Consider the following 17,471-nt stretch of genomic DNA (forward strand, 5'->3'; position numbering starts at 1 on the left):
GGCCAGAGAAGCGGAGCGAGTGATGAAAAGGTCGAAGTTTTCGGAGGCGCAGATCGCCTTCGTGTTGAAGCAGGCCGAAGACGGCACGACCGTCGGCGAGGTGTGTCGGAAGACCGGGATCAGCGAGGCGACGTTCTATGCCTGGCGCAAGAAGTATGCGGGGTTGATGCCGTCCGAGATGCGGCGGTTGCGCCAGCTTGAAGAGGAAAATGCCAAGCTGAAGCGGCTGGTCGCTGATCTCAGCCTCGACAAGGCGATGTTGCAGGATGTCGTCTCGCGAAAGCTCTGAGGCCTGACCGGCGTCGGCAGCTCGTCGACGATGTTCGAAGCACCTGGCAAGTCAGCATCAGGCGGGCGTGCGGCGTGCTTCGGGCGGAACGATCGAGCTACCACTATCGTGGGCGCCGCGCCGATCAGGCCGATCTGAAGAAGCGGATGAGGGAGATCGCCGAGACGCGGGTGCGTTATGGTTATCGCCGCATCCATGTGCTGCTCCGGCGGGAGGGCTGGGACGTGAACGCGAAGCGGATCTATCGGCTTTACAAAGAGATGGGGCTACAGCTGCGGCATAAGCCACCGAAGCGCCGGGTGAAGGCGAAGCTGAGAGAAGGCCGCTGCGCGGCGTCTTGTTCGAATGAAGTGTGGGCCATGGACTTCGTCCATGACCAACTCGCCACGGGATCGAAGCTGCGCATCTTGACCGTGGTCGACACCTTCAGCCGGTTCTCGCCGGCGGTTGTTCCGCGGTTCGGCTTCCGGGCTCCCGACGTGGTGGAAGTGCTCGAACGGGTATGCAGCGAGGTGGGCTTCCCAGCGTCGATCCGTGTCGATCAAGGCAGCGAGTTCATCTCGCGTGACCTCGACCTGTGGGCGTATACGCGCGGCGTCACGCTCGACTTCAGTCGGCCCGGCAAGCCGACCGACAATGCGTTCATCGAGTCCTTCAACGGCAAATTCCGGGCGGAATGCCTGAACCAGCACTGGTTCATGAGCCTCGACGATGCCGTCCGAAAATGCGAGACTTGGCGCAGAGACTACAATGAGGTGCGACCGCATAGCGCCATCGGCAACAAACCGCCGATATCGCTAGTGAACCGGTCAGCGGCACATGGCCCGCCGCTGCCGGCAGAAGCTGGATGACAGCCAGCGAAGTGGTCCAAGAACGGGTAGCAGCTCAAACATCGGTCCGTCTCTGGTTGCCGCTGGATGAAAGACGGGGGTCACGTCAGTATGCCGCAAGGCCGAGATCAGCAATGTGACATTCTATGCGTGGCGCAAGAAGTACGCTGGGCTGACGCCACCGGAGATGCGGCGGCTGCGCCAGTTCGAAAATGAGAACGCCAAGCTCAGCTCGTTGACGATGCCAAGAGCGCCTGGTCGGTCAGCATCGGACGGGCGGAGGAGCCGCAAAAGCTCCAACGATGCGAAGCATCGATGAACAGCGGTGGAGGGGATGGACTTCGTCCATGACCAACTCGCCGTGGGGTCGAAGCTGCGCATCCTGACGGTGATCGACACGTGCAGCCGGTTCTCGCCAGCGGTGGTGCCGCGATTCAACTTCCTGGCACCAGACGTGATCGAGGTGCTGGAACGCGTGCGCGGCGAGGTTGGCTACGCGGCCTCGATCCGGTTGGATCAGGCCAGTGAGTTTGTCTCCAGAGACCTCGACTTATGGGCGGAGCAGCTAAGGCTCCGGCGACGCGCAGCGTCGCTGGACGGCTGCGGAGGGGTACATGAAGGGCGCCACGCTGGACTTCTCTAGGCCCGGCACGCCAACCGACAACGCGTTCATCGAGCCGCCCAGCGGCAAGTTCCGGGCGGAATGCCTGAACCAGCATTGCTTCATGAGCCTCGACGATGCGGTCGGGTCACGCGAGACTTGGCGTAGATACTATAACGAGGTGAGGCCACATCACGCGATCGGCAATAAGCCGCCGATAACGCCGGTGAACCGGTCAGCGGCACATGGCCCGTCGCTGTCTGCAGGCGCTGGATGACGGTCGGCCAAGTCATCCAAGACCGGGAGCAAGTCAGTCTGTAAAGGCGCAATAGCACACAGCTCCCAATCGTGAACTTTGCGCCAACGGTCAGATCGCCGCGTCCGAAACACGCCGCAAATTCCAAGATGTACAAGTGGTAGGTTGTGAGGAGCGGAAAAGCGGCCGCCAATGTCTGGGAGTGGGTCTGAACGGCAGGAGGTAGCAAAGAAGCCTTCGTACCGGAGGCTCACCAATACGTTTCATGTTACTGCAGATCAGGCTCGCCTAGGTGGTGCGCCTTCCACTGCATGCTCATGAGGATGCGTGTCCGTCCGGACGGATGGTCGAAGAATACGATCTCTTCGAGCCGGCTCGGTTCCAGCTTGCGATACTCGCCTAGTCTCAGTGCAACTCGCGCCCAGCCATCTGGTGCGCGCGACGTGTTGATGCCGAAATAGTCGGCTTGTGTTTCATGGAAGCGGATCAGGCTGTTCGTCACCGGCGTCAGCAAGACGGCGAGTAGGCTGGCGACGATCGTCGCAGGCACGAGCATCGCAGGGTCATCGCGCCCACTGATGTGCCAACGGCTCCCGTAACGTCCCACCAGCCACGGGGTGGCGTGATCAAGCACGAGGAGAAACAGCCCGGCGATAAGGGTGAAACCGATCAGCAGCGAGGCAGTGTGACCGAGAACGTAGTGACCGAGCTCGTGCCCCATCACTGCGCGCACCTCCGGCGGAGACGTGCGGTTCAGCAGATTGTCATTGAGCGCGACCCGGACGGTGGGGCCGACACCTGCCACGTTGGCGGAGATACGCTTGGTCTGGCGCGACGCGTCGACCACCAGCACGTTGGACGTCGGCACGCCATTGGCTTGCGCCATTTGCAGGATCTGAGCGCGCAGCGGCGATGCCGGCATTGGGGTGTAGCGATTGAACAGCGGCTCGATGAACACCGGGCCAAGTAACAGCCCGACGAGCAGGAAAAAGCCGCTGGCGAGGGTGCCCCACGCCCACCAACTGCGCGTCAGTTTTCGGTAGAGGGTCAGGAGCCCCAACAGCGCCAACCCACCGAGGATTGTGCCGATCGCCGTCCCGATCAGCCACTCGCCGAGCCATGCCGGAAGCGTTTGGTTGGACATCCCGTACTGATGCTCGCGCAGCCAGCCGACGTAGATTGACCAGGGCAGCGTTACCACGCCGGTCAGGGCCAAATACAGACACGCGAAAATGAAAGCGCGACCGGCCTTGCGGCCCTTTGTCCAGGCGGTAGCCCTTTCAGAGAGGCGCGAAACCACCCCGGCCTGCAATAAGCCCCAGGCAACACCCACGCTCACCAGAGCGTTCCACAGGATTAGCCAGTAGCCGCCTTCGAAATAGGCGTCGGAGCGCGCCCGGGCGACGCTGCTGATGGTGGCAAGATAGGCATTGGTTGCCTCTACAGGATCGAATGCCTGCGGGGCAGGCGCCGCCTGCACGATCGCCGACAGGATCGTTGAAACTATCATTGCCGCCACCCCCGTGAAGCCTCGAGGTTAGTTGTTAGCGACGACGAGTGCCAGCACCCTGTTTGCCGCGCGTGTTCGCCAGAATGTATCACCTATTTGGAAAGAACGGCCTGGCTTATGATGCGCTGGTCGAATGGAATGCATCGCCGCTGCGCCCGCCGGGCCAAGGTAAGTCGTACAAGCGGCGTTTTCGGTGGGATGCGCCGTGCGGACGCGGCGGCTTGCTACCGCCTACACGCTAACCGATCGACGTTTGTGAGCTGGCATTGCGTTTGGCCGGTCGATTGCGGCTAAGGCCGCTTCAATGGTCAGGAAAGCCGCGCGCGCAGCCCCTATTGTCGTACTCTTCTTCCTCGTTCTGGCCGGCGGGGGATATTGGTTGCTGTCGATTCTCGGCTGGCTCCGTCCGGCGCCGACGATCTTCGGCTGGCAGGCGGCGCTCACCGCCGTGGCCGGCGACGGTGTGCGGGGCGAGGCGGATGGCGTGGGAGCAGCGGCGCGTTTCGGCGATCCGTTCGCGGTGGCGATGGATGCGGACGGCAATCTCTATGTCGCCGACGCAGGCGAGCGCGGCCATGTCCGCCGGATCGATGCCGATGGGGTCGTTACGACGCTGCCCGGATCGTTCGACACGCCTTCCGGCATCGCAATCGACGGACACGGCAATGTCATCGTCGCGGAGACGGGGCGGCATGCGATCCGGATGATCAGTCCAGAAGGTGCGGTCACGACGCGCGCCGGCACTGGTGCTCCCGGTTATCGTGACGGCGCGGCGGCGGGCGCGCAGTTCAACGGCCCGATCGGCGTGGCAGTCGACGACGCGGGCAATATCTATGTCACCGACAGCTACAACGACCGCATCCGCCTGATCACTGCTGACGGGACCGTGCGTACCGTCGCCGGGCAGGATCGGCCCGGCTTTGCCGATGGGCAGGGCGCGAATGCCGCGTTCGACACGCCGACCGGGATCGCGCTGGACCGCGACGGCGCGATCCTCGTCGCAGATACCGGAAACGACGCCGTTCGGAAGCTCAGCCCGGATGGCCGCGTCTCGACCATCGCGCGCACCGATCCCGAAGATGGCGGTGGCTTGCTCAAGGGCGCGATCGGGCTAGCGCCGACATGGGACGGCTTTCTCTACATCGCCTCCTACCAGCGCGGCCGGATCGTGCAGATGTCACCGCAGGGCGCGCTGGGTGTTCTGGCCGGGCAGGGGGCAGCGGCTCCCGGCAATGCCGAGCTGCCTCTGCTCGGCCCGTCTGGAATCGCGGTCGATCGCAAGGGCGCTCTTTATGTCGCGGACGCCTCGGCGTTCGCGATCCGCAAGCTCAGCCTTCGCACCGCCGACATGGCCCCCGAATCCGCGGGACTTAAGGCGCAGGTGCTCGACCTCGTCCGAACCCGACCGTTTCCCTGGCCGTTCGCCCCGCAATTTGGATCGCACGAGGTGGTCGGCGTCTTGGGCGAGGTGCGTGGGGATTATCAGGGGGAAAGCCGCCATCACCTCCACGCCGGGCTGGATATCAGCGAGCCGATGGGCACCACGGTCCTAGCATCGGCCGCGGAGACCGTGCGCGATCCGTTGCCGAACACGCGCGAGGTCGGCAGCCTGAACGAGGCGCTGCGGATCGATCAGCTGACCTATGTGCACATGCGCGTCGGCCGTACGCTCGATGACGAGCCGTTGGACCCGGCTCGCTTCCAACTGATCCGCGATGCCGGGGGGCGCGTCGTCCGGGTGAGGATCAGGCGCGGTACGCGATTTGCAGTCGGCGACCGGATCGGGACGATCAACCGCATGGCGCATGTCCACCTTGAACTCGGTCCGCCACGCGGCAAGGTAAACGCGCTAGCGCTCCGGTTCCCCGGCTTGTCCGACCATGTCGCACCGCGGATCGACGACGTGCATCTCCTCGATGTGGCGGAACGGCGACTGGTCGAAAAGGTCGACGGTCGCCTGCTCGTTTCCGCAAATGGCGGGCCGCTCGATATCGTGGTCGAAGCCTGGGATCAGGTCGACGACAACGCCCCCCGCCGTCGTCTCGGCCTCTACAAGGCAGGCTTTCAGATCATTAAGGCAGACGGCACGCCGGTTTGTGGCTTCGAACGGCCGCGGATCACGCTGGAATTCGACCGGATGCCGCTGGCGCCCGACGCCGCGAAGATCATCTACGCGCCTGCCAGCGGCGACTCCGTCCACAGCGATCAGCGCACGCGAATGCTCTATGTCGTCAGCAACTGGGGGCGTCATGGCCAAACGCAGAAGAGGGGCTGGAATCCGGCCGGCCTGACGGCGGGCGACTATGTCATCCGTATTTTTGCTGCCGATCGGATGGGTAATGTAGCGAAGGCCGGGCGCGATCGGCCGATCACCATCCGGTGACGTCGGCGGTCGATGGTTGCGCTGATCAGGGATATCGCCGCTGTAACTTATCGGCCCAAGGTGAAGGGCGTCGACGGTGATCGTCTCTTGCTTTAGATGAATGAACAACAGGGACTGGGAAGTGACGAGCGGTCGCCAGACGAGCGCATTTCACTCATTGCTACGCAGGCTGTATCTAGAGATTGGCAGACTTCAAAAAACTTAAACGACATTGCGCGAAACGGCATTTGGCCTCAGCCCGGTCTTCAGATCCTCGACCGTCGCACGCTTGTGCCACTTCGCCACAGTCTTCGGATTATCCCGAGCTCCCGGCTCAGCGTTGCGAGCGACGCTTGGGATCGCTTTATTGCTGCTCGGACTGCGTACGTGCTCGTGGCGTTCCCGTGACGTACCTTCCCTGCACGGCTTCCTTCCTTCCAATCAAAGAACTGCACCATCGAACCGTGGACCGAGCACCTAGTCTCCTGCCCGAAAGATCCACCTGTATCGGGCGGAGAGCGGTTCGCACTGGCCTGCAGCACCTACCAGCGTGGTAACTGGAGAATTGTCCGACTGGCTATACTCACAATGCATTGCGCAGCATGAGCGTGCCGATCACCAGCAGATAGACGCCAAATGCTCGCTTCAACAGGTCGGCGGGCAGACTGTGCGCGGCGGCGACGCCAAGCGGCGCCGTCAGCATGGACATCGAGGCGACAGCTGCCGTCGCGGGCAGATTCACATAACCAAGCGATCCCCACGGCAGGCCGGGTGCATGGAGCCCGATGATGGCGAAGCCGATCGCGCTTGGCACCGCGATCAACGTTCCGATCCCCGATGCGGTGGCGATGGCACGATGGATGGTGCGACCACATAGCGTCATCACCATGATCGCAATCGTTCCCCCGCCGATCCCCAGCAGCGCGGAGAATGTGCCCAGGCCCCCGGCAATGCTCGCGCGCAGCGGCCCGGTCGGCAGCGTCTGGCTGACCACGCGGTTGCCAAGCGTCGGCACGAGAAAGTTCACCGACATCAGCAGCACGCCCGATGCGAAGATTGCGATCAGCGCGCGCCCGTTGATCCGATCGGCGAGCATCACGCCCAGGACGGCGCCGCCGACGATCCACGGTGCCCAGCCGCGCAGCATCTCGAAATCGACCGCGCCGCGCTTCGCGTGCGATCGCAGCGACCGTACTGACGTCATGATGATGGTCGCGGCCGACGTGCCGATCGCGACATGCGCATATTCGGATGGCATCCCGCCAAGCAGCGGCAGCACGACGAGCAGCGCGGGCACGACAACGAATCCGCCGCCGATGCCGAAGACGCCGGCGGCAAAACCAGCGAGCAGACCGGCGACGAGCAGGCCGATGAGTGGCGCGGCGACGCTCATCCGGCGCCGGTTCCACGCGGCTTTGCGCTTGCGCAGCACAAGGCTGCGAGATGACTAGACGTCGTTCCCTCATTCATATCCGATGTCAGGCGAAGCAAAGAGGGTGGTCCTTCCCTGGACGGCCTCTCCCGCGAGCGAGCCTGCTGAAATGATCTCACATTTTCCAGCCGAGTCTAGCGGAATCGGGCGCGGCTTCGATTCACTTGATCATCCGTTTGTTCGCAAGAGACTGATGTCACACGGATCGGCATGGTCGATCACCTGGCGCACACTATCGTCTTGCTTGTAGCCTCGGATTGCGCGACGTTCCACGCAGTGGTTCTGAATAATGCCCGGCGATTCAAGCACGGGTCAGGCAGAGCTTTCGGCTGGAGAGCGATCGAAATTCCGCTGGTGATTTGACTCTTCGGATGGGGACACGAAATGTTGGACCGGGAACTGACCGAGCAATTGCTGGATCGTGGCTATTCGCGGCGGGGTCTCGGGCGGATCGCTGCCTTGATTGGTGGGGGAACGGCGATCTCGTCGATCCTCGGCTCGGCCGCTTCGGCGCAGAGCCAGGCGGCGCGGGGGGTGGCCGGCGCGGTTCAGATCGGCGCGAACGAATGCTGGAGCGGTCCCTTTCCGATCGCCGCGCAAGCCGCATCCGAGATCATCGCGAAGGGCAACCGCTATGATCCGGCGGACGAACGCGGCAAGCTGATCCGAACGGTCGCCGCGGTCGAAAGGATGCCCGAGGATCGCGTGGCCACCTGGCCGGGGTCCGGCGATCCCCTGGTGCGCTCGGTCATCACATTCTGCTCACCGAAAAAGGGCCTGGTCACCGCCGACCCGACGTTCGAATCGGTCTGGCGCGCCGCATCATGGCTGGAAGCGCCGGTCAGCAAGGTGCCGCTGGCCCCTGGCGCTGGCACGAGCACGCGCGCGATGCTGGCAGCAAACCCCGATGCCGGGCTCTACTACATCTGCTCTCCGAACAACCCGACTGGTACCGTCACGCCGTTGGCGGAGATCGATTGGCTGGTCGCCAACAAGCCGGCGGATTCGGTCGTGCTGATCGACGAGGCCTATCTTCACTTCTCCGAGTCGCCGTCGGCGGCGCACCTGGCCGCCACGCGCAACGACGTCATCGTGATGCGTACCTTCTCGAAGCTATTCGGGATGGCCGGAATGCGCCTCGGCTTGACGTTTGCAGCGCCCGATCTGCACAAGCGAATGATGCGCTACGACGGGTTCCAGGTAACCGGGACGTTGCCGATGACTGCGGTGGCATGCGGGAACGCCTCCTACACTCAGGCGGACTTGATCACGGCGCGGCGCAACGAAATGATCGCTGTGCGCGAGACGACGATCGCGCAACTCAAGGCGCGCGGCCTGACGGTCCATCCGAATTCGCAGGCCAACATGTTCATGGTCGATTGGAAAACCAGGCAAGCCAAGGACGTCCAGGCGGCGCTGCTCGCGCAAAAGGTGCAGATCGGTCGCAGCTGGCCGATCTGGCCAACCGTCTCGCGCGTTACCGTCGGATCCGCCAGCGAGATGAACACCTTCGTAACGGCGGTGGCGACGGTCGTTTGAGGCTGAGTGGGTTCATTTAGACCAAACGTGCCTTTACCCTTAATCCGATCGGTAGATTTTGCCGCACGAATGTTGAAGATATTGGGGCCTGTGTTGGGGTCGATCTGCACCGCTGCCGTCATGCCTCATCCTCCTGGAGCGCAACATGCGCGCTAGCGCTGCGACGTCTTTCTATAACAAGCTCAGGACCGCTTCGCATCGTCAGGCAATGGGATCATCCCAAACCCGCAAAGCGGGTTGCAGTAGTGACTACCGGGCGCGCCAAGACTACCACATCGTAGAAAAGCAGCGGGTGATAGACTGATCGCACCTTCCGAAAGGTGAACGTCAATATTCAACGATCGACTGCGGTTCGATCAATACGAGCGAGATGTTATCGGCACCGTCTCTCTGTAGCGCCTTTGCGACGAGGTCATCGGCCAGCGCCTGGAGGTCATTGTCAAGCAGATCGGCTTCCGCCAGCGATCGCGACAGGCCGTCCGAACACAGCAGGAACCTGTCACCTTCCTCGAACTCGACGAGGCGGCACTCGATCTCGCACCTGGAGTCGACGCCCAGGGCCCTGGTAATTACGTTTGCTTGCGGATGATGCGCCGCGGCTTCGAGGGTAAACAGCCCAGCATCGACCAGATCCTGCACGAGACTGTGATCGCGGGTGAGAAGCTGCACGGCGCGATCGCGAATCCGGTAACAACGGCTGTCACCAGCCCAGGCGAGATGAATTGTCGTGCCGAATATGCTGAGTGCCACGACAGTTGCGCCTGCGTGCTCGCCACGTTGCGAATTGCGCGCACAGATCATTCGGTTGGCGCCGGCCAGCGCGGCGAGGACGGCGTCGGGCGTATCGGGCGGCCCGGACGTGTGGAACCGCCGCAGCGCATCGATCACCGACTGCGCGGCGAGGTCGCCGCCGCGATGCCCGCCCATGCCGTCGGAGACGGCCCACAGACCGCCGTCCGGCCAGTCGAACACGCGGTCTTCGTTGATCCGCCGAACCAGACCGACGTGGCTGCGCGCCGTCGATCGCATGACGTTGGTACGCGCGCGAAGATCCGTCGGCCGCTCGATCGCGATCAACGCGCCAGATCCTGCGCGACCGCGGCGTCCGCCCGATCATAGGCCGCCACGAACGCACGATCGAGCGATCCGCACTCGCCCTTGTCGAGCTGCTGCGACAGGTCGCCATGCCGCACCGCGACTTCCTCGACTAAGACGGAGGCGCGACCCTTGAGCAACGATGCGCGCGGTGCTGCCGCATCGTCGAGCGCTTTCGGATCGAAGGTCGCGATCGCCGCACGCAAGCTGCCGTGCAGGCCGGCGAACGTCGCGATCAGGTGGCGCTTGATATCACGAAACGATGCCTGCAGCGCGGCGGGCCCCGACAGGAAGCTGCCTGACCCGGCCAGCAGCAAGTCAATCGCCAGCCGCTGGGTCGGCGCCCATTTGAACGGGTTGTTGTTGGCACCGCTGATCGTGGTGCGCGACAGGTCATACAGCTTCCGCGCACGGTCGCGTTCCGCCATCAGGTCGCCGATGCCCAATACCATCTGGCGATACACGGCTCCGGCCCGTCGCATGATTTCGGCCGGATCTTCGCTGGCGAGCAGTGAAGCATCGAGCCCGGCACCGTCGCAGAACGCCTCAAGCAGCGAGCCGCCTTCGGCCGGCACGAAATCGCTAGCGTCGCTCCAGTCGTCCGGCACCGCAGCGGATCTCCCGAGCGGCGGGGTAAGCACTAAAGTACACGCCAGATCCGCCGGCTCGTCGCCATGCGGCGCGTGGCTGGCTCGCAGCTTGAAGCGGCCGAACCGGAGCGTCGCCGGCAACGAGATCGGCACATCGATGGCATCCGGAAAGCGTGCGCCGCTCGCATCGTCGAACACGCCGTTGGTGCCGAGTGCGCGGACGCTCAGGCCATCGCCGACGACCGCCAGTTCGCAATGCGCGCGCGACAATTCGACGTCGGGATCGGCAATCGACCAGTCCGCCGCGCTGTCGCGGCCGATGCGCAGCACGCCGTCGCGCAACAGGCGCGCGTCGATCGGTTGCACCGCATTCGCGCGGTCGAAAAGTTGCAGCATGTACATGCTCGTACCCCTATGCCGCGCGTTTTGCGGGGCGCGCGAACCGTGTTTCGGCCATCGCTGCACCGTCCTCGGGTCGATGGCTGATCCTGCCTTCGATCGCGCTGGCCGCGCGGTTGAATGCGTCGAACGCCGCACCGAATTCGTCGCCGCGACGGTGCGAAATGCGCAGTTCGAACCCCGTTTGCGCGGCTTCGTCGAGCGCGTTGCGCAGCCGGCTGAGTGGCCGGGCGACCATCGCGCCGCCGAGATAGCCGATGACCAGCACGACCAGCATCACGACCGCGGACAGGATCAGCATCGACGCCCACGCCACGTCCAGCGCGGCATCGAGCGCGTCACGCTTCATGACGAGATCGACCGTCCCGAAATTCGCGCCGGCATAGGCGATCGGTTGAACGAAGCGCAGGCCCGGCCCCTGCCCGGCGTCCGGTGCGGCACTTGCCTGCAGCGCGCCGCTGCGCAGGACGGCTTCGCCACCGCGCGGCCGATAGCGGGTGCCGACCAGCGCCGCGTTCGATGCCGCGCGGACGACCCCGTTTGAGTCCGCAACGACGAGGTCGCGGATCCCTGAATCACGCCCTGCGCTCACCGCAAAGGCCTGCAACGCCGACCAGTCCTGCTGATCAGCCGGCAGGCCGGCATTGTCGGCAGCCAGAACCGCCGCATTGTTGGTCAGGAACGTCGCGGTCGACCTGCCCGCGACGATGGCCATGCGCTCGAGCGCTTTGCGTTCATGCGACAGGCCGAAGGTGATGCACGCCGACAGCGTCAGCGCGGTAACGACCGCAAGCGTCGCCGGCAGCTTGAAGCGCAACGGGATGCCCCGGCGTCCGACCGGCGCTTCGGTCCGCGCCGCTATCTCGCGCGCGAGTGCCGCTTCGAGAACGTAGCCGTCGGCGAACCGCTGCTCGGGCTTCTTGGCGAGAAGCTTGTCGACGACGAAGCGAAAGCCCGGCGGGCAATCCGCGGCCGAACGGTCGATTGGCTCGACTTTCTCCTGCGCGATCTGGATTGCCAGCGTAGCGAGCGCGGTGCCGGGAAAGGCGACCTTGCCTGTCACCATTTCATACAGCACCACGCCGAGCGAGAAGAGGTCGGAGCGATGATCGACCGGCAGCCCGAGCGCCTGTTCGGGGCTCATGTAGCGCGGCGTCCCGATCAACTGGCCAGCCTGCGTCCGCGCGAGGTGCTGGTTGGCGGCGGCGGCGTCGATCTCGCCGATCCGCGCGACGCCGAAGTCGAGCAGCTTTGCGGTCTTGCCGTCGGCCGATAGCAGGATGTTCGACGGCTTCACGTCGCGATGGACGACGCCACACCCATGCGCATAGCCGAGTGCGCCGGCAAGTTGGCGGCCGATCTCCAGCACGCGTTCATAGGGCAGCCGCCCGCGCTGCAGCAGCACGTCGAGCGGCTCGCCGTCGACGAGCTCCATCGCAATATAGGCGACGCCCTGTGCTTCGCCGACGTCGTAGATCGTCGCGATATTCGCATGGCTGAGCGCGCCGGCCGCGCGCGCCTCGCGCAGGAAACGTGCACCGAGCTCGGGATCGCGCGCGAATTCGGGCTTCAGCACCTTGATCGCAACCGTCCGGCCGATGTCGGGATCATAAGCGCGATAGACTTCGGCCATGGCGCCTTCGCCAAGCAGCGAATCGACCCGATAGCGGCCCAACATCGTCATCGTCACAGCCTCACGCACCAAGCACTCCGCCAATCACATAGGGAAGATCGCTTAAGCATTTGCTGCGCATCGCTTTACTTGCGCGCGCGCACCGTCGCGGCGATGCGTTCGGCGCGGGCGCGATCACGCGCGATCAGCGGGTTGCCGGGATCCGCCGCCGCGGCCCGGCGCAGCAAGGCGACCGCGCGAGCGACATTGCCCTGATTGAGCGCCGCGAGTCCGGCCGTCCTGAACTGGCGCGCAGCGGCGGGATTGGCGGCGGGCGCCGCCGGCTTGGATGGCGCCGGCTTCGCGGCTGGGGGCGCCGGGGTGCTGGCCGACGGTTGTGGGCGAGCAGGCGTCGGGGGCGGCCGGCGGACTGGCTCGATGCGTGGCGGCGTGCCAGGAATGCGCAGCGGCTGCCCCGGCGTCAGCGCGTACGGCGCGGACAGGCCGTTGTAGCGAGCCAGCTGATAGGCCTTCAGGCGATTGCCGAGCAGCTTCTGCGCCACCCCCGAAATCGTGTCGCCGGCGCGAACGACGTACGGATAGCTCTGTGGGCCAAGCAGATCCTTGGGATCGCGCTCGATCGAATCACGCAACAGCAGGGCCTGCGCGTTCATCGGATCGCGCTTGAGCACCAACTTGATCCGTTTGCGCGCAGCGCCATCGTCCCCGCGCAACAACAATTCGTTGATCTGGTCGATCTCGCCCGCGGCGGCGGCGCTCGGCGGCGGCGCGGACGCCACGCGCGCAGGGCCGCCCGAACACGCCGCAGCCAGCAACGACAATGCGACTGGTGCGACGCGCTTGATACTCGTCATGCCGTCAATCTCTCCATGATCTGTGCTGCGCCGGTGCTTGGCGCCAGCAGCGCAGCGAGCGCGGCACGGTCTCGCACGAGCGCGCTGAACGCATCGCCGGCCATCGGCCGGCCGAAATAATAGCCCTGGAAATGGTGACAGCCGTGACGGCGGAGCCATTCATATTCGGCGTGTCGCTCGACGCCTTCGGCCAGCACGCGAATGCCCAGGCCGCGGCCGAGCGCGATGATGCTCTGGCAGATCGCCTGGCTGTCGCTGCGGCGATCGACGTCAGTCACGAACTCGCGGTCGATCTTGATCTTGTCGAACGCGAGCGTGCGCAACGAGCTGAACCCCGAATAGCCGGTGCCGAAATCGTCGACCGCCAGCTTGATCCCCATCGCGCGCAGCTGCAGGAAGATGCCGCGGCAATGTTCGGCGTTGCTGGTCGCCACGCTCTCGGTCAGCTCGATCTCGAGCTGGCTGGCGCTGACGCCGTGGCTTTGCAGCGTGCGCTGGACGAGCAGCGGCAGATCGTCGCCTTCGAGTTGCAGGCTCGACACGTTGACTGCGACGCGCAAGCGCCCCAGCCCGGTCGCCGCCCAGCCGCGCGCTTCGCGCAGCGCGGTATTCAGCGCCCAGGTGCCGATCTCGCCCGCCAGCCCCATCGCTTCGATCACCGGGAAGAACTGCCCCGGCGGCACGAGCCCGCGGGTCGGATGATCCCAGCGGATCAGCGCCTCTGCGCCGTTGATACAGCCCTGCGATGCGTCGATCAGCGGCTGGTAGTTCAGGCGCAGTTCGCGACGATCGATCGCCTGGCGAAGATCCTGTTCGAGCGCGAACCGGTCGCGCGCGTATTCTGCCTGGTCGATTGCGGGCTGAGCCGTGGCGGCTGCATTGGCCGGCAACGACAGCGAGGCGAGCGCGCGGGTGATGAATGTGGCTGGAGACATCCCCGCGTCGGCATCATGCGCCGCCAGCCGAAAGGCGACTTGCGGAATGATCTTCGTGTCGCCGTCGACGACGACTTCGCCCAGCGCATAGCTGATCGCATCGAGTTCCGCCCACGCATCGACGTCGGTTACTTCGCGACCGAACCAGACACCGATATGCCCGCGATCGATCTGCGCGAGATAGCGGTCACTCGGGATCATGGTGCGCAGCCGCGCGCTGCACTGCGCGAAGACCCGGTCGGCAAGCGTCGGATCGAACGCAGACAAGCGATCGAAATCGGTGAAAGCAATTATACCCAGCAGGCCCTGCCCGTCGGCCGTAATGCGCTCGACCAGCCCCTCGCGCACCGGCAATCCGCTGACCGGATGAACCTCGGCGATCCGATGCCGGAGCGACTGCAACTGTTGTTCCAGCCCCGCAACGCTGACCTCCGGATCAGCCTCGCCGCCACGCCGCGTCTCGCCAGGCCGCGGTAACGCGACGCGAACGATCCGCTGAAGCTGGCTGATCCAGACAACACTTGCGAAGGAAATGAGGATGAGAGCAACCGAGGCTGACTGGCTGCCAGCAAAACCGGCAATAACAAGAACGCCCAACAGCATCACCCATGGCGCTGCCCGCGCGGTCAGGAAGATGCGAATCGGGGATGCGCCGCGGTCCATTCCGAATGACTAACTGGGCAATCGATACTGCGACGTTAAGCTCGACCCGGCTTAGAAGTGCATGCCTTTGACTAACCTGCATTAATCTAGACAAGGGCGTAGCCGCCACTTGGATGGTCGACCTTCGTCGACCATCGCTATGTCGATGGTGCGAGCTGAGAGATCTGCGTCGTGCCGGTCGTCGCGGCAAATACCGCGCCTGAGACCAGCGTTCGCGCCCCGCAGCAGGCGGATGATCATCGCCCTAATCCTGAATAGATTGTCGACCCCGCTTGGTTTTCAGCCTCTCATCCTACCGTCCGGCGCGAGGCGCACCGTTCGTCCCGTCTCTGCGGACGCGTAGATTGCTTCGATCAGCCGCAGGTCGCGCAGACCCATTTCGCCCGGCGTTCTGATCGGAATATTGTCCCGAACGGCATCAGCAAAATGATCGAGTTGACGGGCAAACTGAACGCTCGGGTCGCCTGACGTAAGTTCGCGTTCGTCGCGCCCCTCAAGTCGCATCTTCTGCCCGGCGTAACTGGTCGCCGGGTCCATGATCAGCGCGCCGGCCGTACCGCGCACCTGAGCGAAGTTGGTGCTCGCGGAATCATAGGACGTCACCAATTGCGCGACAGCGCCCGACGGAAATCGCCACTGCGAAGACACATGCGCGAAGATTTCTGTGAAGCGGGGATCGTTGGGCGGCCGGAAGGCAGTAGCGCTGATACTCTCCGGCATCTCACCCTTCAGATAAAGGGCGGACTGCAGCCCGTAGATTCCGTAATCCTCCAACGAACCGCCGCCCGCCAGCGCGCGGTTTGTCCGCCAATTCTCGCTCGGGCTGGTCGGGGCCATACGATAGGACTGCTCGGTCCGCACGAGCCGGATATCACCGATCGCCCGTTGTCCCATGAGCTTCATGGCTTCCAGATTATAGGGTTCGAAGTGCGACCGATAAGCGATCATCAGCTTTCGGTTGGCGCGGCGGCCCGCAGCGATCATCCGCGCGCAATCGGCACTGCTGAGGGCCATCGGCTTTTCGCACAACACGTGCTTACCCGCAGCAAAGGCGCGGATCACCCATTCGGCATGAAGGCCAGTCGGCAGGACGATGTATATCGCATCGACGCGATCATCGGACGCAATCTTGCCGAATGTGTCGTAAGAATAGCGCGCGTCCGGGGGAATGCCGTAGGCGTCTCCCACGCGGCGCAACTTGTCGCGGCTTCCGGAGACGATCGCGGCGATATGCGTCCGCTCCGTCTGGGCAAAGCGCGGCATCATCTGATTGAGTGCATAGCCGCCAAGGCCGACGACCGCGATTCCGACGCTGTCCGCACGCTTGCGGACCGGTAGAGTGGAAGGAAGCTTCACGCCATCCGGCATGAGTTGGCCTGTAGGGCGCACCCCGCCAGAAGCCTGCGCAAGCGCTGCAGCCGGCGCTGCTATGGCTGCGAGCGATACGGCTGCCGCTGTGCCACCAGCGTCGATGAACCGACGCCGCGTCATTTCGATGCCATCCATTACGATCTCCTTTTGGACGCGCTATGCATCCTTATGCCATCGCGGCCGGGCCTGACCCACTTGCCTCGACGGTAAGGCCCTTCGAGCAGGAACGTTCCATTTTTTGCCTGCGTGCGGAAGTCGTCGGAATGCGAAGGGTTGGAGTGCAAACTAACGGCGCGAGTGCGAAGCTAACTGGTCGACTTCCTCTCCCTCTTGCAGGAGGGGAGCGACAAGGAGAGGAAGCAAATGACCTATGACGATGTCGTGAACGGACGCCGCAGCATTCGCGGCTTTACGGCCGAGCCGGTTCCCCGTGCGCTGATCGAGGAAGTGATCGCGCTCGCCAGCCGCGCGCCTTCGTCGCTCAATACGCAGCCGTGGAACTTCACCGTCGTGACCGGCGAACCGCTCGACCGCATTCGCGAGGAGAATGCCCGCCGCACGCTCGCCGGCGTGCCCGAATCGCGCGAGTTTCGTACCGGCGAGCAATATGGCGGCGCGCATCGCGAGCGGCAGATCGAGATCGCCAAGCAGCTGTTCGGCGCGATGGACATTGCGCGCGACGACAAGGAGAAGCGGCAGGATTGGGTGCTGCGCGGTTTCCGCCAGTTCGGCGCGCCCGTCTCGATCGTTGTCACCTACGATCGCGTGCTGCTGGGCAGTGACATCGCGCCGTTCGATTGCGGCGCGGTGGTCAATGCGCTGGTCAACGCCGCGTGGTCGCGCGGGCTGGGATGCGTGATCAACAGCCAAGGGATCATGCAATCGCCGGTCGTGCGCGAAAATGCGCGCATCCCCGACGATCAGGTGATCCAGACGTGCGTCGCGATGGGCTGGCCCGACGAGAGCTTCCCGGCGAATGCGGTGGTGTCGCGGCGCAAGCCGGTGAGCGAAGCCGCGACGTTCGTTGGGTTCGGGGACTAACCTGCTCCCCTCCCGCTTGCGGGAGGGGTCAGGGGAGGGCCTGTCTCGCCGCGCAAACGGCGGTTCCGTTC

The 17,471-nt window shown here is 64.3% G+C and carries 14 protein-coding genes and 1 pseudogene; 7 read left to right on the top strand and 8 right to left on the bottom strand.

Features of this window, described 5'->3' with window-relative positions; translation table 11 throughout:
* Positions 1–22 precede the first annotated feature (22 nt).
* The 4 genes and pseudogenes from LLW23_RS09115 (at position 23) to LLW23_RS17680 (ending at position 1,997) form a co-directional block, all read left to right on the top strand.
* Positions 23–1,140, top strand: a protein-coding gene (locus tag LLW23_RS09115) for an IS3 family transposase (protein ID WP_408641937.1) whose coding sequence is annotated in 2 segments (ribosomal slippage) — positions 23–278 and positions 278–1,140 — 1,119 coding nt in all. Because the reading frame shifts where the segments join, the coding sequence is not laid out codon by codon here.
* A gap of 70 nt (positions 1,141–1,210) precedes the next feature.
* Positions 1,211–1,357 (top strand): annotated as a pseudogene (locus LLW23_RS17670) (transposase); the annotation flags it as partial.
* Between the two features lie 96 nt (positions 1,358–1,453).
* The gene (locus tag LLW23_RS17675; RefSeq protein ID WP_408641938.1) at positions 1,454–1,762 is read left to right on the top strand and encodes an integrase catalytic domain-containing protein; all 309 of its coding nucleotides are present in this window, start codon (positions 1,454–1,456) and stop codon (positions 1,760–1,762) included.
* Positions 1,734–1,997 (top strand): integrase core domain-containing protein, encoded by a 264-nt coding sequence (locus tag LLW23_RS17680; RefSeq protein ID WP_408641939.1) that lies wholly within the window; start codon positions 1,734–1,736, stop codon positions 1,995–1,997. Before LLW23_RS17675 ends, LLW23_RS17680 begins: the two co-directional genes overlap by 29 nt.
* A gap of 247 nt (positions 1,998–2,244) precedes the next feature.
* On the opposite strand, the gene LLW23_RS09125 is transcribed toward LLW23_RS17680, so the two are convergent.
* Complete coding sequence (locus LLW23_RS09125) at positions 2,245–3,486, bottom strand: M48 family metalloprotease (RefSeq protein WP_228944828.1); 1,242 nt, start codon at positions 3,484–3,486, stop codon at positions 2,245–2,247.
* A gap of 304 nt (positions 3,487–3,790) precedes the next feature.
* Here LLW23_RS09125 and LLW23_RS09130 point away from each other — a divergent pair, with 304 nt between their 5' ends.
* Positions 3,791–5,869, top strand: a complete 2,079-nt coding sequence (locus LLW23_RS09130) for an NHL repeat-containing protein (protein WP_228944830.1) — start codon at positions 3,791–3,793, stop codon at positions 5,867–5,869.
* Positions 5,870–6,431: 562 nt separating this feature from the next.
* Here LLW23_RS09130 and LLW23_RS09135 read toward each other — a convergent pair.
* The gene (locus tag LLW23_RS09135; RefSeq protein WP_228944832.1) at positions 6,432–7,241 is read right to left on the bottom strand and encodes a sulfite exporter TauE/SafE family protein; all 810 of its coding nucleotides are present in this window, start codon (positions 7,239–7,241) and stop codon (positions 6,432–6,434) included.
* 423 nt (positions 7,242–7,664) lie between these two features.
* On the opposite strand from LLW23_RS09135, the gene LLW23_RS09140 reads away from it, so the two are divergent.
* Entirely contained in the window at positions 7,665–8,819 is a 1,155-nt protein-coding gene (locus LLW23_RS09140) for a pyridoxal phosphate-dependent aminotransferase (RefSeq protein ID WP_228944834.1), read from the top strand.
* A 327-nt stretch (positions 8,820–9,146) separates the two neighbouring features.
* On the opposite strand, the gene LLW23_RS09145 is transcribed toward LLW23_RS09140, so the two are convergent.
* The 6 genes from LLW23_RS09145 to LLW23_RS09170 all read right to left on the bottom strand — a co-directional run bounded on the left by LLW23_RS09145 (position 9,147) and on the right by LLW23_RS09170 (position 16,494).
* Positions 9,147–9,896 (bottom strand): PP2C family protein-serine/threonine phosphatase, encoded by a 750-nt coding sequence (locus LLW23_RS09145; RefSeq protein WP_228944836.1) that lies wholly within the window; start codon positions 9,894–9,896, stop codon positions 9,147–9,149.
* Complete coding sequence (locus LLW23_RS09150; protein WP_228944838.1) at positions 9,893–10,900, bottom strand: type VI secretion system-associated FHA domain protein; 1,008 nt, start codon at positions 10,898–10,900, stop codon at positions 9,893–9,895. The genes LLW23_RS09145 and LLW23_RS09150 overlap by 4 nt, the downstream gene beginning before the upstream one ends.
* A 16-nt stretch (positions 10,901–10,916) precedes the next feature.
* The gene (locus tag LLW23_RS09155) at positions 10,917–12,587 is read right to left on the bottom strand and encodes a serine/threonine-protein kinase (protein ID WP_228944840.1); all 1,671 of its coding nucleotides are present in this window, start codon (positions 12,585–12,587) and stop codon (positions 10,917–10,919) included.
* 74 nt (positions 12,588–12,661) lie between these two features.
* Entirely contained in the window at positions 12,662–13,390 is a 729-nt protein-coding gene (locus LLW23_RS09160; protein ID WP_228944842.1) for a LysM peptidoglycan-binding domain-containing protein, read from the bottom strand.
* Positions 13,387–14,988 carry an EAL domain-containing protein gene (locus LLW23_RS09165; RefSeq protein WP_228944845.1) on the bottom strand — a complete coding sequence of 534 codons (1,602 nt, stop codon included), beginning with the start codon at positions 14,986–14,988 and terminating at the stop codon, positions 13,387–13,389. Before LLW23_RS09165 ends, LLW23_RS09160 begins: the two co-directional genes overlap by 4 nt.
* A 279-nt stretch (positions 14,989–15,267) precedes the next feature.
* Complete coding sequence (locus LLW23_RS09170) at positions 15,268–16,494, bottom strand: Gfo/Idh/MocA family protein (protein ID WP_228944847.1); 1,227 nt, start codon at positions 16,492–16,494, stop codon at positions 15,268–15,270.
* A 228-nt stretch (positions 16,495–16,722) separates the two neighbouring features.
* On the opposite strand from LLW23_RS09170, the gene LLW23_RS09175 reads away from it, so the two are divergent.
* Positions 16,723–17,400, top strand: coding sequence for a nitroreductase (locus LLW23_RS09175; protein WP_228944849.1), 678 nt, complete (start codon positions 16,723–16,725; stop codon positions 17,398–17,400).
* Positions 17,401–17,471 lie beyond the last annotated feature (71 nt).

Source organism: Sphingomonas radiodurans, assembly GCF_020866845.1.
GTDB lineage: Bacteria > Pseudomonadota > Alphaproteobacteria > Sphingomonadales > Sphingomonadaceae > Sphingomonas > Sphingomonas radiodurans.

What these genes read in the sequence shown, in the direction of transcription:
- LLW23_RS09175 (WP_228944849.1), top strand. Translation starts at nt 16,723, where the DNA reads ATGACCTATGACGATGTCGTGAACGGACGCCGCAGCATTCGCGGCTTT.
- LLW23_RS17675 (WP_408641938.1), top strand. Translation starts at nt 1,454, where the DNA reads ATGGACTTCGTCCATGACCAACTCGCCGTGGGGTCGAAGCTGCGCATC.
- LLW23_RS17680 (WP_408641939.1), top strand. Translation starts at nt 1,734, where the DNA reads ATGAAGGGCGCCACGCTGGACTTCTCTAGGCCCGGCACGCCAACCGAC.
- LLW23_RS09125 (WP_228944828.1), bottom strand. Translation starts at nt 3,486, where the DNA reads ATGATAGTTTCAACGATCCTGTCGGCGATCGTGCAGGCGGCGCCTGCC.
- LLW23_RS09165 (WP_228944845.1), bottom strand. Translation starts at nt 14,988, where the DNA reads ATGGACCGCGGCGCATCCCCGATTCGCATCTTCCTGACCGCGCGGGCA.
- LLW23_RS09130 (WP_228944830.1), top strand. Translation starts at nt 3,791, where the DNA reads ATGGTCAGGAAAGCCGCGCGCGCAGCCCCTATTGTCGTACTCTTCTTC.
- LLW23_RS09155 (WP_228944840.1), bottom strand. Translation starts at nt 12,587, where the DNA reads ATGACGATGTTGGGCCGCTATCGGGTCGATTCGCTGCTTGGCGAAGGC.
- LLW23_RS09140 (WP_228944834.1), top strand. Translation starts at nt 7,665, where the DNA reads ATGTTGGACCGGGAACTGACCGAGCAATTGCTGGATCGTGGCTATTCG.
- LLW23_RS09160 (WP_228944842.1), bottom strand. Translation starts at nt 13,390, where the DNA reads ATGACGAGTATCAAGCGCGTCGCACCAGTCGCATTGTCGTTGCTGGCT.
- LLW23_RS09135 (WP_228944832.1), bottom strand. Translation starts at nt 7,241, where the DNA reads ATGAGCGTCGCCGCGCCACTCATCGGCCTGCTCGTCGCCGGTCTGCTC.
- LLW23_RS09150 (WP_228944838.1), bottom strand. Translation starts at nt 10,900, where the DNA reads ATGCTGCAACTTTTCGACCGCGCGAATGCGGTGCAACCGATCGACGCG.
- LLW23_RS09170 (WP_228944847.1), bottom strand. Translation starts at nt 16,494, where the DNA reads ATGGATGGCATCGAAATGACGCGGCGTCGGTTCATCGACGCTGGTGGC.